Annotated in this window: 12 protein-coding genes; 6 read left to right on the top strand and 6 right to left on the bottom strand. The window is 74.6% G+C overall.

What is annotated here, in order from left to right; all coding sequences use genetic code 11:
• Positions 1–158: 158 nt before the first annotated feature.
• Complete coding sequence (locus ACFWIA_RS21545; RefSeq protein ID WP_387007475.1) at positions 159–2354, bottom strand: phage holin family protein; 2196 nt, start codon at positions 2352–2354, stop codon at positions 159–161.
• Positions 2355–2533: 179 nt separating this feature from the next.
• On the opposite strand from ACFWIA_RS21545, the gene ACFWIA_RS21540 reads away from it, so the two are divergent.
• Positions 2534–3172: a maleylpyruvate isomerase family mycothiol-dependent enzyme gene (locus ACFWIA_RS21540; protein ID WP_387007473.1), complete on the top strand. Its 639-nt coding sequence runs from the start codon at positions 2534–2536 to the stop codon at positions 3170–3172.
• Between the two features lie 46 nt (positions 3173–3218).
• Here the strand turns inward: ACFWIA_RS21540 and ACFWIA_RS21535 are convergent, their stop codons facing one another.
• On the bottom strand, positions 3219–3689 hold the full coding sequence (locus ACFWIA_RS21535; RefSeq protein WP_387007471.1) for a hypothetical protein: 471 nt from the start codon (positions 3687–3689) through the stop codon (positions 3219–3221).
• A gap of 84 nt (positions 3690–3773) precedes the next feature.
• On the opposite strand from ACFWIA_RS21535, the gene ACFWIA_RS21530 reads away from it, so the two are divergent.
• The gene (locus tag ACFWIA_RS21530; RefSeq protein ID WP_387007469.1) at positions 3774–4547 is read left to right on the top strand and encodes an MBL fold metallo-hydrolase; all 774 of its coding nucleotides are present in this window, start codon (positions 3774–3776) and stop codon (positions 4545–4547) included.
• Positions 4544–5170, top strand: coding sequence for a DedA family protein (locus tag ACFWIA_RS21525; protein WP_387007468.1), 627 nt, complete (start codon positions 4544–4546; stop codon positions 5168–5170). The genes ACFWIA_RS21530 and ACFWIA_RS21525 overlap by 4 nt, the downstream gene beginning before the upstream one ends.
• Before the next feature lie 17 nt (positions 5171–5187).
• Here the strand turns inward: ACFWIA_RS21525 and ACFWIA_RS21520 are convergent, their stop codons facing one another.
• Both ACFWIA_RS21520 and ACFWIA_RS21515 read right to left on the bottom strand, forming a co-directional pair.
• On the bottom strand, positions 5188–6264 hold the full coding sequence (locus ACFWIA_RS21520; protein WP_387007466.1) for an MBL fold metallo-hydrolase: 1077 nt from the start codon (positions 6262–6264) through the stop codon (positions 5188–5190).
• Positions 6261–7532, bottom strand: a complete 1272-nt coding sequence (locus ACFWIA_RS21515) for an aminotransferase class I/II-fold pyridoxal phosphate-dependent enzyme (RefSeq protein WP_387007465.1) — start codon at positions 7530–7532, stop codon at positions 6261–6263. The genes ACFWIA_RS21520 and ACFWIA_RS21515 overlap by 4 nt, the downstream gene beginning before the upstream one ends.
• Before the next feature lie 307 nt (positions 7533–7839).
• On the opposite strand from ACFWIA_RS21515, the gene ACFWIA_RS21510 reads away from it, so the two are divergent.
• Positions 7840–9063, top strand: a complete 1224-nt coding sequence (locus ACFWIA_RS21510) for a serine hydrolase domain-containing protein (protein WP_387007463.1) — start codon at positions 7840–7842, stop codon at positions 9061–9063.
• A 140-nt stretch (positions 9064–9203) separates the two neighbouring features.
• Here the strand turns inward: ACFWIA_RS21510 and ACFWIA_RS21505 are convergent, their stop codons facing one another.
• Positions 9204–10181, bottom strand: coding sequence for an ArsR/SmtB family transcription factor (locus ACFWIA_RS21505; protein ID WP_387007461.1), 978 nt, complete (start codon positions 10179–10181; stop codon positions 9204–9206).
• Between the two features lie 84 nt (positions 10182–10265).
• On the opposite strand from ACFWIA_RS21505, the gene ACFWIA_RS21500 reads away from it, so the two are divergent.
• Positions 10266–11399, top strand: a complete 1134-nt coding sequence (locus tag ACFWIA_RS21500; RefSeq protein WP_387007459.1) for an alpha/beta fold hydrolase — start codon at positions 10266–10268, stop codon at positions 11397–11399.
• Between the two features lie 278 nt (positions 11400–11677).
• Here the strand turns inward: ACFWIA_RS21500 and ACFWIA_RS21495 are convergent, their stop codons facing one another.
• Positions 11678–12226 carry a tellurite resistance TerB family protein gene (locus ACFWIA_RS21495; RefSeq protein WP_387007457.1) on the bottom strand — a complete coding sequence of 183 codons (549 nt, stop codon included), beginning with the start codon at positions 12224–12226 and terminating at the stop codon, positions 11678–11680.
• Positions 12227–12509: 283 nt separating this feature from the next.
• Here ACFWIA_RS21495 and ACFWIA_RS21490 point away from each other — a divergent pair, with 283 nt between their 5' ends.
• A complete protein-coding gene (locus ACFWIA_RS21490) occupies positions 12510–13832 on the top strand; it encodes an MFS transporter (protein ID WP_387007456.1) in 1323 nt (440 codons plus the stop codon).
• Positions 13833–13948: the final 116 nt, after the last annotated feature.

Genomic DNA, 13948 nt, shown 5'->3' with positions numbered 1-13948 from the left:
CTTCTGGTGGGCCTGTGGGGGAAGGGCCCCGATAGGGGCGCGGGGAACTGCGCACGACCACAGCGCACCCGCACAGGAGCAACGCACGTGCAGCGGAAGCACCTGAAGGGGCGCGGGGAACTGCGCGGGTGACCACCACGCACCCTCGCGGGAACCGCCTACGTGCGGCGGAACGTACCGGCCCGCGTACGCCCAGGGTGCGTGAGCGAAACCGGCACCTGGGGACCCTCCGCAGCACCGAGCCAGCAACGGAACAGTTCGTACAGCTGCTCCGCACCGACGAGTTCCTTGTGATCGGCGAGCGGATCGGGCAGGTCGAGGGGCGAGAGCAGGAACGGCAGGTTCTGGCTGCCGCCGAGGCCGCCGTGCGAACCGATCTGTTCCTCGAACGCGAGGACCTCACCGTCCACGGGGTCGTACCAGGAGTTCACCATGACGTCCGCGACGTGCGGGAAGGAGTGGGTGCGGCGAACCGCCCGGGCAGCCCCGGGCCCGAACTCGGCGAGCGGGCCCGGATCGTGGTCCAGATCGGCCAACGGGACCTCGACGCCGCGCGCACCGAGCACCACTCCGCCGTGCACCTCGTCGGCGACCAGGAGGAACCCGATCCCGGGATGGTTGGCCAGCGTGGACAGCAGCGCGGGGTGGCGGCGGTCGATCTCCTGGCGGGTCATCCGGTGCGGCACGTCGGGGAACGAGATCAGTCCCAGGTTCCCGGAGGCCAGGACGACGGGTTCGGAGCCGCGCGCCGGGGTGGCCGGGACGGGGGTCTCCTCGACGGGGCGGTGCAGGGCGGCGCGGACGGCGGCCCGGGCCTCGGCACCGCTGTGGGTGCGACCCGCGCGCCGGGGCACGGGCAGGCCGCAGCCCGCCCGCACCAGGTTGCCGAGGGTGAGGCCGTAACGCCCGAGGAACGTTTCTCCGGGGCTCTGCCCGTGGTCGGACAGGACCACGATCCGGTAGGGGCGCGGGGCGTGGTCGGCGACCTTCGCGAGCAGGGCGAGGGACCGGTCGAGGCGCATCAGCACGCGTTCCGTGTCGTGACCGCGGGGACCGGAGTGGTGGGCGACCTCGTCGTAGGCGACCAGGTCGGCGTAGACCGCGCCGCGGCCGGCGAGCATGTCGCCGATCACGGCGGCGACCACCACATCGCGCTCCACGACCGTCGCGAACGCCCGGATCAGCGGGTACAGCCCGCCCCGGGAGACCCGCGGTCGGTGCCGGCGCAGCCGTGCGTACGTGGACTGGCCCAGCTCCCGGGCGACCTCCGCGACGAAGGACAGGGCGGTGCGCACCGCGTTCGCCGGATCGCTGAAGTACGCGAAGTAGCCCGCGCGGGAACGGTTCTGCGGGCCCCGGCGCGCCGAGACGGACAGCACCAGCGCGAGTTGGTCGGCGCCACCGCTGAACAGGTTGCCGCGGCTGGCGCCGTCGACGGTGAGCAGGCCGCCGTCGCCGGTGCGCCGGACGGCCCGGCGCTGGAGTTCGGCGGCGCTGGTGGGACGGTTGCAGACCATCACCTCGCCGGTGTCCTTCTCGTACCAGCGGAAGGCGGGGACGTCGTGGTTGCTGCCGTGCAGGATGCCGAGTTGGCTGGCCCCGGTCTGGCTGGACCAGTCGGTGCGCCAGGGGGTGAGGCGGTGGGTGGAGCGCGACACCTCATCGTCGGAGCCATCGGAGCCGGCGGGGTCGTCGGAGCGGGCGGGGCCGCCGAGCCAGGCGGCGACCGTGGGCATCAGTCCCTTGCCGATCGCGGAGACGAGGACGTCGTGGCCGACGCCGTCGAGTTGGAGGAACACCGTGCCGGGGGTGCGTGGGCATCCGGTGTCCGGGGCGCGGCGGCGGCGCCGGTCGGCCAAGCGGGAGAGCCGGCGGCGGTAGGCGTCGTCGTCGCGGACCGCGAGGGCCGCGCCGGTCGCCGAGGCGACCGCGGACATCACCGCGGCGACGACCACGGCGGTCTCCGGTGCGACCTCGCCCCGGCCCGCCGGGTTGAGGCGCATCGCGAGGAGCAGCAGGGAGCCGTTCAGGAAGAAGACCAGCAGGCCGAGGACGAGGGCCGGGACGAGGAGCAGGGTGCGCACCAGCAGGGGCCAGACCACGGCACTGAGCAGGCCGAACGCTCCGGCGCCGAGTGCTGCCGTGATCGCGATGCGGGTGGCGCTGTCGCCGTCGGGCGACTGGAGGCGGAAGTCCGGCAGGATGCCGGCGAGGACGAGCATGGTGAGCGTGCTGACCGCCCACACGGTGATCGAGCGCCATGCGGCACTGATGATCCCCCGCCATCGTGTCGTGGCCACTCGCCGTTCCACCCGCCTCACGCGCTCTTGGTTCTGCGTTCCAGCCTTGCACATCCGCGCCGGGGAACCCTCCGGCGTACGGGGGCGCGACGGCAGGAGCGGGTGCGCCCTGCTCCTGGTGCGCACGCCCGCCCGCGAGCCCTCCCGCACCCGACCGCCTCATAAGCATCGGTGCTGGCTGGCAGCACTTTTCACTCTTGGACTTATGGACTGGTGGCGATCATGCTCGGGGCATGGGTGAACGCACGGACGACGACTTCGTCAGGGACGCCATCGCTGCCGAGCGCAGGGAGCTGGCCGACCTCTTGGACACGCTGGCCCCCGAGCAGTGGGACGCCCCCTCCCTGTGCGCGGGGTGGCGGGTGCGGGAGGTGGCGGCGCACATGTCGCTGGGTTTCCGGTACCCGTTGCCGCGGGTGCTGTGGGAGCTGGTCCGCGCCCGGGGCGGGCTGCACCGGATGACGGACCGCCGGGCCCGCGCGGACGCGGCGGCGCTCGGGACCTCCCAGCTCGCGGCGGCCCTGCGTGACCACGCCCGCCATCCGTGGCGTCCCCCGGTCGGCGGGATCGCGGCGGCGCTCGGCCACGACGTGGTGCACGGTCTGGACATCACGGTGGCCCTGGGGCTGGGCCGCGAGGTGCCGCACCAGCGGCTGCGTCCCCTGCTGGAACGGGTGACGGTCAAGTCGGGGCGGTTCTTCGGCGCGGACCTCACCGGGGTGCGGCTCGTCGCCGACGACCTCGACTGGTCCTTCGGTACGGGTCCCGAGCTGGTGGGCCCGGCCCAGGAACTCCTGCTCGTCGCCTTCGGGCGCGGGGTTCCCGGCACCCGGTTGCGGGGCGCCGCGCGGGAACGGTTCGGCACGCCCTGAGCCCCGCGTACGGGCGCCCCGCGTACAGGCGCGGCCCCGGCCCGGGTCAGCGGCCGTCGTAACCCGCGGTCGGCATCGACAGCCTGCGGTGCACCCGGGCCTTCATCTCGGCGTTGTAGGCGGGTTCCTCGCTGCCGACCGTCTCCACGCGCACCCCGCGCCGGGCGCATTCCTCGGTGAACGCGTCCACGGAGCTGAGCGCCCGTTCCAGGACCCGACGGCTCGGAGCCACGAACAGGTCGACCTGGCCCTCGTCCACGTCGACCCACAGCGCGCAGTGGTCGTGCCGGAGCGCGTGCACCAGGAGTTCGCTGGTGATGACGTAACCCTGGGCGGCGGCCCAGCGGGCGCACATCGCGTACTGGCTGCGGGAGTCCACCAGGAACGGCTCGGCGTCCAGTTCCTCCAGCGGGGTGAGGCTCGCGATCGCCGCGACCCGGACCGTGCCCGATGCGCCGCCGGCCCCCTCGCAGCCGTCACCGCCGTCGCCGCCAAGGCCGCCAACGCCGCCATTCATGGGGTGCCCCTCACGTCATCGTTCGGGCGTCGACCCTATCGCTGCCCGTAGGCTCGGGGGGAGTCGCGCGGAGGAGGAAAAGCGGTGCCGGTGGAGATCACCTGGTGGGGGCACGCCACCTGCACGGTCGAGGACTCGGGAACCCGGGTCCTCACCGATCCGCTGTTCGCCCGGCGCCTGGCCCATCTGCGGCGACGGCGCGGCGCCCTTCCCACGGAGCGTGCGCGGGCGGCCGATCTGGTGCTCGTCTCGCATCTGCACGCCGACCACCTGCACGTGCCCTCGCTCGCCGCGCTGCCGCCCGGTACCCGGGTCCTGGTGCCGCGCGGTGCCCGGCGGGCGGTACCGGCGCTGCGCCGGCTCACCGGCTTGCGGATCACCGAGATCGGACCGGGCGAGGAGGCGACGCACGGCGACCTGGTGGTGCGGGCGGTCACCGCCGCGCACGACGGGCGGCGCCTGCCGGTGGGCCCCCGGCACATCCCGGCGCTGGGGTTCGTGGTGAACGGCGAGGCCCGCACCTACTTCGCGGGGGACACGGGCCTGTTCGAGGGGATGGCCGCCGAGGTGGGGCGGGTGGACGTGGCCCTGTTGCCGGTCGGCGGCTGGGGACCGTTCCTCGGGCACGGGCACCTGGACGCGGGCCGGGCGGCGGAGGCGGCGGCCCGGTTGGCGCCGGGCTGCGCGGTGCCGGTGCACTTCGGCACCTACTGGCCGATCGGCATGGACGGGGTGCGCCCCCACGAGTTCTACTCCCCCGGCGACGAGTTCGTCCGGCTGACCGCCGCCCGCGCGCCCGAGGTGGCGGTGCACCTGCTCGGGCACGGCGAGAGCGTCCGGCCGGAGGTCGACCGGTGAACTGGCTGGCCGCTGCCGCGGTGCCGCCCGAGTCCACCCAGCAGGCCCTCGGTTATCCGTCGCTGTTCCTGTTGGTGCTGATCGGTGCGCTGGTACCGGTGGTGCCGACGGGCGCCCTGGTGAGTTCGGCGGCGGTCGTCGCCTTCCACCAGACCGTGCCGTTCGCCCTGCTCGCGGTCTTCGCGGTGGCCGCCCTGGCGGCGCTCACCGGGGACCTCGCGCTCTACTGGCTGGGGCAGCGCGGCATACGGTCCAAGGGCGGTTCGCGCTGGCTCGCGGCGATCCGCGCGCACGCCCCCGCGGACCGGCTGGAGCGGGCGCAACAGGGGCTACGGGACCACGGGGTGACGGTCCTGGTGCTGTCCCGGCTGGTCCCCGCGGGCCGTGTCCCGGTGATGCTCGCCTGCCTGATGGCCGAGTGGCCGCTGCGCCGCTTCGCCCGGGGGGCCGTTCCGGCCGCCCTGGCCTGGGCGGTGACGTACCAACTGATCGGCATCCTCGGCGGGGCGCTGTTCGCGGAGCCCTGGGAGGGGGTCGCCACGGCGGTGGGTCTGACCCTGCTGCTGAGTGCGGTGCCCGCCCTGTGGCGGCGGCTGCGCGGCCCCCGGTCCACGCCGGGCTGACCACCGGCAGGGGGGCGTCAGCCCGCGGGCAGCAGCCGGCTGCCGCCGACGGGGAGGTCCCACAGGTCGTCCCGGTCGAGTCCGGCCGCGCGCCAGGCGGCCCGTACCCGGGTGAGGGGTTCGAGGACGGGTTCGGCCGAGAGCAGGAAGGTGGCCCAGTGCATGGGGGCCATCCGGCGGGCCCCGAGGTCGCGCGCGGCCCGGACGGCCTCCTCCGGGTCGCAGTGCACGTCCCGCAGCCACCAGCGGGGTGCGTAGGCGCCGATCGGCAGCAGCGCCAGGTCGATGCCCGGGTAGCGGCGGCCGATCCGACCGAACCAGTGGCCGTACCCGGTGTCCCCGGCGAAGTAGACCCGCCGCCCGTGCGCGTCGGTGAGCATCCAGCCGCCCCACAGGCTGCGGCAGGTGTCGAGGAGGGTGCGCTTGGACCAGTGGTGCGCCGGCACGAAGTCGAAGCGGACCCCGCCCAGCGCGGTGCCCTGCCACCAGTCGAGTTCCGTGACCTGGCTGAACCGCCGCCGGTGGAACCAGCGGCCGAGGCCCGCCGGGACCAGTACGGGGGTGTCGCGGGGCAGCCGGCGCAGGGTGGGGGCGTCCAGGTGGTCGTAGTGGTTGTGGCTGATGACGACGGCGTCCACGGGCGGCAGCGCGTCCCAGGCCACCCCGACGGGGGTCACCCGCGCGGGGGTGCCGAGGATGCGGCGGGACCACACGGGGTCGGTGAGTACGGTCAGCCCGCCGATCCGCACCACCCAACTGGCGTGCCCGACCCAGGTGACGGCGACCGTCCGGGCGTCGGTACGGGGCAGCGGCCCGGGATCGTACGGCAGCTCCGGGATGTCGCGGAGCGCTTCGGGGCCGGGTCGCAGGGCACCCTCGCGGGCGAACCGGGCCAGGCCCCGCAGTCCGGGCAGCGGAGCGGTGAGCCGGTCGGCGAAGGACGCGGGCCACAGTTGGCGCGGAGCGGGCGGGACCGTGTCGGGGACCGGGCGGGGCGCGGTCGTCGGTCCGGTGGAGCCGGTTGCCGGTCGCGGGGGGTCATCGGCGTCGGGCCGCACCGTCGGCCGGGTCGGCCGGGTCGGGGGGGCGGTCATCGGGGCGGCTCCCTTCGCCGGGTGTCGGTGCGCAGGCCGTCCAGGACCGCCGCGAACCTCGTCAGTGCGTCCCGTACCGGGGGTTCGGCGAGTGGTTCGGCGGCGCCGAGGGCGGCGGCCCGCTCCGCGGCGGTGACACCGAGGAACGGCTCGGTGGAGAGGCGGACCCGTAGCGCGCCCAGGTCGTCGCCGAAGCGGTGCCCGCCGGGGGTGGGCGTGCCGAGCAGCCCGGTGAGGTGGTCCTCCAGGTCCTGGGCGTCACCGACACCGCGGGCGGTGAGCGCCGCGCGCAGCGGCCCGAGGTCCGCGTACAGCTGCCGTCCGGCGCGGGGCGGCAGCGCCAGGGCGCCCGCCCGCCGCAGCTCCCGGTGGACGGCGGCGGCGAGGACGCCGTGGACCCGGGCGGCGGTGGCACCCCGTGCCGTCACTTCGGGCGGCTCGGTGAGCGCGTACGCCGCCGCGGCGGCGACGGGCGTCGCGAGGAACGCGCCGGTGCCCGCGAGGACGTCCAGCACGAGGTCGTGGAGGGCCGCGCCCCGGTCGGTGGCGGGGAACCGGGCGACCGCGGCGGGCCACGCACCGGGCAGCAACGCGCCGGCCAGGTCGATCAGCACGGTCACCTCGTCCGGCAGCATCCCGGCGGGACCGGCCAGCACGGTCCTCGGACCGTCCGGCCCGGGGTGGACGGTGTCCCGCCAGGTCTCGTCGCTGACGAGGTGCAGCCCCGCCCCGGCGGCGGCCTCGACGGCCTCGTGGAGCACCTCGGGCGGGGCGACCGTACCGGTGGGGTCGTCCGCGACGGCGAGCACGAGCAGCCGGGGGTCGCCGCCCTCGGCGCGCACCCGCCGCACCGTCTCCAGCAGCGCGTACGGGTCGGGGACCCCGCCGCACTCCGCCGGGGTCGGCACCGGGTACGCGGTGCGGCCCAGCAGCCGGGCTTCGGGGAGCCACCAGGCGGCGCAGGGACGCGGCACCAGGACGTCACCGCCCAGCGCGGCGGCCAGGGCGAGCAGGAGGACCGCCCCGCCGGGAGCGGCGGCGACCTGGTGCCGTCGGACCGTGAGCCCCCGCCGTGCCCAGTACCCGCACGCCGCGTCGCGCAGCCCGGGGCCGCCGCCGACCGGTTCGGCGGGCCCGTCCACGGCGGCGGCGAGGGTGCGTGCCGTTCCCTCCGGTACGGGCTGGCCCGTACCGGGCAGGGTCGGTGCGTAGCGGAGCGGGCCGTGGCCGGTCGGCGGGCCGTGGTCCGCCTGGTCCGTCCGCCGCATGTGCGCCTCCGCGATTCCGGCACCGGGCCCGGTGCCTCCCGGTCTCGTACCCAGGGTTCCGCCGATGGGGGGCGTGCGCTACCGGACGAAGCGGTCGCGAACCCCGGTGCGCCCCGGGTACGCCTCGACGTCCGGGTCCGGCGACGGCCGCCCGGGCGTTCGGCGGGCGCGGAGCCGGCCGGGTCGGACGGCGCCACTCGGGTGACGCCAACAGGTGCCGGGCGGACGGGAGTCAACCCGGAGCCGGGCCGGGCGGTCCTCCTGTGCGGAGATCGTCGACCGGTCGTACGAACGAAGGAGCAGACGCATGGCTACGAGGAGTTGGACGCGGACGGGAATGGTCGGGATCGCGGCGGCGACCGTCCTGGCGACCGCGTTCACCGTCCCGGCCCAGGCCCGGGGCACCACTGGTGGAACGGGCCACGGGGCGACCCAGCGCGCGTTCGACCTGGTGGTGCGGAACGGGGTCTACGGGATCACGGGGCAGGCACGGGACCGGCACGGGGTGTGGAAGGACGCGGCGGGCGTCGGCGACGTCAGGACGGGTGCGCCCCGCGGCAAGGACGACCGGTTCCGGATCGCCAGCATCACGAAGACGTTCGTGGCGACGGTCCTGCTCCAGCAGGAGGCCGAGGGCAAGCTCGACCTGGACGACACGGTGGAGCGGTGGCTGCCCGGCCTGGTGCGCGGCAACGGCCACGACGGCCGGAACATGACGATCCGTCAACTGCTGAACCACACCAGCGGGGTGCACGACTACCTGAACGACCCGGACTACACCCGGGACTACATGTACGCCCCGAACTACCTGCACAACCGTTTCAAGGCGCGCACGCCCGAGGCCGCCGTGGCGGTGGCGATGCAGCACCCGCCCACCGCCGCGCCCGGTGTTCACCACGCGTACTCGAACACCAACTACGTACTGGCCGCACTGATCATGGAGAAGGCCGGCGGGCGTTCCTACGAACGCGAAGTGCGGGAGCGGATCATCAAGCCGCTGAAGCTGCGCGGCACGGTCATGCCAGGCAACACCGTAGGCCTGCCGAAGCCGAGCAGCCGCTCGTACTCCAAGCTGTCGCCGGACCTCGCCGCGCCGAAGGTCTACGACGTCACCCTCCAGAACGGGACCCAGGCCTGGGCCGACGGGGACATGATCTCCAGCGCGAGCGATCTGACCCGCTTCTTCAGCGCCCTCCTCGGCGGCAAGGTGCTCCCTCCGGAGCAGCTCGCGGCGATGAAGACCCTGGTGCCCGACGCCGCGGACCCGGACACCGGCTACGGCCTGGGCCTGATGAAGACGCGGACGGCGTGCGGCACCACGGTCTGGGGGCACAGCGGCGGCTGGCTCGGCTCCCTGTCCCTGGCCGTCACCACGGAGGACGGGAAGCACTCGCTGGCCTTCAACGTGAACAGCGACTGGAAGGGCGACGACCTGGCCGCGCCCTTGAACGCGGAGTTCTGCGGGACGGAACCGGGCGGGGCGCAGGGTGCGAAGGGCGCGCAGGGGGTCACCCCGCTGCCCGTGCGGTGACGGGGTCGCCCGCCCCGGTCTCGAACCGGGGCGGCACCGTCCGTGGGAGGGCAGGATGAACACGCCCGGCGGGGCGAGCTGAGGACCGGTGCGGGTGGGGCCGCCCGCACCGGCAGCGGGCTCCGGGCGGCCCTCGCCGGTCAACCGGCGGGCGGGCCGCCCGTCAGCAGCAACTCCGCCAGGGGTGTGCGCGCATGGCTCACCGAACGGCCCGTGCGGGTGGTGGTCAGGAGACCAGCCGCCCGTAGGGCCGAGGCGTGCGCCGAGGCGGTGGCGTCGCTGACGCCGACGCGGCGCGCCAGTGCCGTGTTCGTGGACGGTTCCTCCAGGGCCCGCAGCAGGGCCAGCCGGGTGCGTCCGAGGACTCCCGCGAGGGGTTCGGCCGGGGAGCCGACTCCGCCCGGGGCGGGCGGCAGCCCCCGGCCCGCGGGGTAGGCGAGCGCGGTCGGACGGTCGGGCAGCCCTTGGACGAGCGGGCCGCGACGCCAGTGGAACGTCGGGCGCAGGACCAGTCCGCGACCACCGAGGTGGACGTCCCGCACATCCGGGACGTCCGAAGAGGGCCATTCCCAGACTCCGTCCCGCCACCGCGACCCCGGCGCCAGGTCGATCAGGGCAGCACCGAGGCCGTGCTCGGCGACGGCGAGGGCGAAGCGGGTGAACTCCGCTCGGTGCAGGTCCTGGACCAGGGGCCACACCGGCGCGAGTACCGTCCCGTGGGCCGCGCGCTGCGCCCGGTCCCAGGTCCGCCAGGCGTCGGGGTCCCCGCCGTGCAGTGCGCGGAGCCACGGCGGGGCCGCCCGTCGCCCGTAGACCTGCTCGATCCCGGTCCGGACCGACTCCGGTCGGGCCGACCTGATCAATGCGATCCCCTCGTCCAGCGTGTCGCCGAGGACGTCGAGGAAGCGGGGGGCCAGTCCGTTCGGTGCCAGGTCCGCGAGCGGTTCGGCCGCGCCCGGCAGGGTGCGCCGGAGTCTGTTCCGCCAGCGCCCGAAGAGCAGGTTCTCGTTCCTGGAGCCCAACATCAGCAGGGCGGCGTGCAGTTCGGGTACGGGCGAGGGGCGAGGGGCGAACCGGACCCGCGTGAAGTCATCCGAGGTGAAGTGGATCCGGGTCACGCAGGTCTCCCCCCTGTGGGCAAGCCTTTCGGCCCCGGCCGCACGCTTCGCCCGGGCACCGTGCCCGCCCCCAGGATGCCGCTCATGCCCTTTCCCCTTGTACCCGGCCGCCGTTCCTTCGCCAAGATCGCCCTCGTCGGCGGCACCGCCCCGTTCCTCGCGGCCACCGCCCCCGGCTCGACCTCGGCGCCCGGGCGTTGTAGGGCGGCCCGCCTCCGGTTGCCCGGGCCCACCGGCCCGTACCCGGTCGGTGCCCGGGTCCTGCACCTCGTCGACAGCTCGCGCAACGACCCGTGGGCGCCCGGGATCGGCGTGCGCGAGCTCATGGTCACCGTTCTCCGGCCGGCGTCGGCCCGTCCGGGTTTCCCACGCGTTCCGCACCTGACGCCCGGCGCCGCCGAAGCGTTCACCCTGCTCGCCCACCGGATCCGGCCTCACCTGCCGGCCACCGGGGTCGACTGGTCCTCCACCCTGACCCGGGCCCGGGCCGGCGCCCCGCCGCGGCCCGGGCCGCGGCCCGTACTGCTCTACAGCCCGGGTGGCGGCGACGCCCGCACGATGGGCAGCTCGCTGGCCATCGACCTGGCCTCCCACGGCTGGACCGTGATCCTGGTCGACCACCCCGGGGACGGGAGCGAGGTGGAGTTCCCCGACGAGCGGCCGGGCCGCGACCGGGTCCGGACGACCGTGCTGCGGCCGGACCTCGACGCGGCGACCTTCCGCACCGTGATCGACACGCGGGTCGCCGACCTCCGCTTCGTCCTCGATGCGCTCGGCCCGGAGCGGGTCGGGGTCTACGGACATTCCGCAGGCGGCACCGCGGCCGTGCAGGCGCTCCACGAGGACCGGCGGATAGCCGCCGCCGTCAACCTTGAGGGGTATCTCGACCAGTTGGACGGCGAGTTGTTGCCGGTGGCCCGCGAGGGCACGGTCCGGCCGCTGCTCCTGGCCGGCACCGACGGCTTCCGCAACGCCCGGTTGGACCGGTCCTGGGCAGCGCTCCTCGCCCACGCGGGCCCCGTCACCCGACGGCAGTTGGACGGCACCGCGCACTGGGTCTTCACCGACTACGCGGCCCTGGTCCCCCAACTCCACGAGGCGGGCCTGATGACCGCTGCCGGACGTGCCGCCATGGTGGGCGGGGCGGATCCGCGCGTCACCGTGCCCGCGGTGCGCGGGCTCGTCCGGTCGTTCTTCGCCCGGCATGTGCGGGGGTGACCGGCACGGGCACGAGGAAACCGCTGGAGAAGGCGACACCGCCGTCTGCCGGGCTCCGGGTCCGCTCGCCGCGGGAGGCTGGCCGAGTGCGATGTCGGTGGCACGTGGTGGAATGACCGGAACCCAGGACGCGCCCTCGCGGCGGCCGTTCACCGGGGACGGGCCCGGGCCCGCTCCCCAGCGGTGTCGTCACCGCCGGGGAGCGGGCCGTGCGTCGACGGAAGCCGTGGGTGTCCCCTGTCCGAGGCCGGGTCAGGGGGCCTGGCCGGGGGGCCTGGTCAGAGGCCGAACTCCTGCGGGGACACCCCGAGCGCGGTGCACGCCTCCCGCAGGACCTGTGCCTCCGCCTGGGCGATGTATCCGTCGGCTCCGGCGACGACGAAGCCGGTCTGTACGACCGCCTTGGCCTCCACCGGCTTCTTCGCGGCCTTGGCGATCTCCTGGAGGGCCTCGGCCTTGCCCTGCGGGTAGTTGAACATCAACTGGTCCACGTGCTTGTTGAACCGCTGCCGGAGCTGCTCGGGCGGGAAGTTCTGCAAGACGTCGTTCTGGAGGATCAGGGACTCCACGTGCTGCCGCTCGGCCGGGTCGACCGATCCGTCAGCCGCTGCGACCAAGGCGCAGATGGCCATGCTGGCGTCCCGGTAGGAACCGCTCTTGAGCTCCGTCTTGAGGGAGGTGAGCTGGGACTTGAGCAGGCCCACGAGCTGGGCCTTCGATCCGCCGCCGGACCCCGATCCCGACGGCGCGTGGCCACCGGAGCTCCTTGCTCCCTGCGCCTGCTGCAAGCCTTTAGCCTGGTCCTTGATCCGGTCCCACATCGCCATCCGTGCCACCTCGGTTACCCGTTGCTCGTCCGCGTGCGTTCCGCCCGCCCTGGGGAGAACGCGCAGCGGCACGTCGAAGTTCCACGGCCGGCCCGGCCGGTGAGGCACCTTCAGCGTCCCCCGTCCCGAGGGTCGTCGGGATCGCGGTGGCGCCGGCTCGACGGTCGGTGGCACGAGCGAGGACCACGGACGTCACCGCAACGCGGACTTCACCTGTGGCAGCCTCGACTGCACAAGAACGGCTACGACACGGAAATCCTCCCCGGAAGGAGCACCGGAAGGCATGGGACGAGGTGCGCGCGGTGGCCTCCTGCGTCACCACCGCGACTTCCGACTGCTGTGGTGCAGCGAGACCGCCGGCAAGTACGGTGCGGCCGTCACCGGGGTGACCATCCCGCTGATCGCGGTCTCCGCCCTGGACGCCACCACGTTCGAGGTCGGTCTGCTGAGCGCCACCGCCTGGGCGCCCTGGCTGCTCATCGGCCTTCCGGTGGGCGTCTGGGTGGACAGGTGGCGACGCAGACCGGTCATGTTGGCCGCCGCCGCGGCCTCCCTCGTGCTCTTCGCCTCGGTCCCGATCGCCGCGTGGACGGGCTGGTTGAGCATCGGCGTGCTGTGGGCGGTCGCCCTGGCGACGGGCACGGCGGCCGTGTTCTTCCACACCGCCTACAGCGCCTATCTCCCCACCATCCTGGAACCCGAGGACCAACCCGAGGGGAACGCCAAGCTGCACGGCAGCGCCTCCGCCGCACAGATCGCCGGGCTCGGCTCGGGCGGCTTGATCGCGCAACTGGCGGGGGCTGTGAACGGGCTGCTCGCCAACGCCGCGACGTTCCTCGTCTCGCTGCTCTGCCTGGCCGGCATCCGGCACCGCGAACCGCGCGTCACCCGGGCCGAACGCCGCCCCGCAACGCTGTTCGGCGACGTGCGCGAAGGGCTGCGGCTGATCGCGGACGACCCCTGGTTGCGCACCTTCACGCTCTTCGGGGCCGCCTCGAACCTGGCCCTGATGGGGTACCAGTCGATCCAGGTGGTCTTCCTGGTGCGCACCGTCGGCCTGGGCCCCGGACCGGTGGGCGCGCTCGTCGCCGCCACCAGTGCCGGGGGCGTGGCCGGAGCGCTCGTCGCGCGCCGGGTCGCCGGCCGGATCGGCACGGCCCGCGCCACGTTGCTGTGCGAACTGGGACTTCCCACGCTCGCCCTGCTCATTCCGTTCACCGTCGACGGGGCCGGGGTCCTGTTCTTCCTGGTGGGCGGATTCTGCGTCTCCGCCGGGGTGGTGGCCGGCAACGTCATCAAGGCGAGCTTCCAACAGCGGTACTGTCCGCCGGGTCTGCTCGGTCGCCTCACCGCGAGCACGGCGTTCCTGGGCTACGGCACGATCCCGCTCGGCGCCCTGCTCGGCGGGGCACTCGGAACCGTGCTCGGCCTCCGTGCCGCCATCGCGGTCACGGCGGCAGCGGTCCCGCTCGCCGCGCTGATCCTGGTGTTCTCCCCGATCCGGCGAGCCCGCGACCTGCCGACGTCCCCCGGCCCGACGAGCGGGCGCCGCCGGCCGCTGGAGCCCCCTGAGGGCGCTGACGAGTCGGCCGCGGCCCGGCACTGACCGGGAGCGGGTCGTCGCCCCGGGCAGAGGCCAGCCGAGGGCCGTGCACCCGAGCGCAGGCAGATGCGCACCGAAGGAGCCGGAGGTCCCCGTTCCGACGGGTCGCGCACGTGTCG

The sequence above is a fragment of the Streptomyces sp. NPDC127068 genome, from assembly GCF_042724695.1.
Taxonomy (GTDB): Bacteria; Actinomycetota; Actinomycetes; order Streptomycetales; family Streptomycetaceae; genus Streptomyces.
Note: the sequence above shows the minus strand (reverse complement) of the source record. Positions and strands in the feature narration are given on the sequence as shown.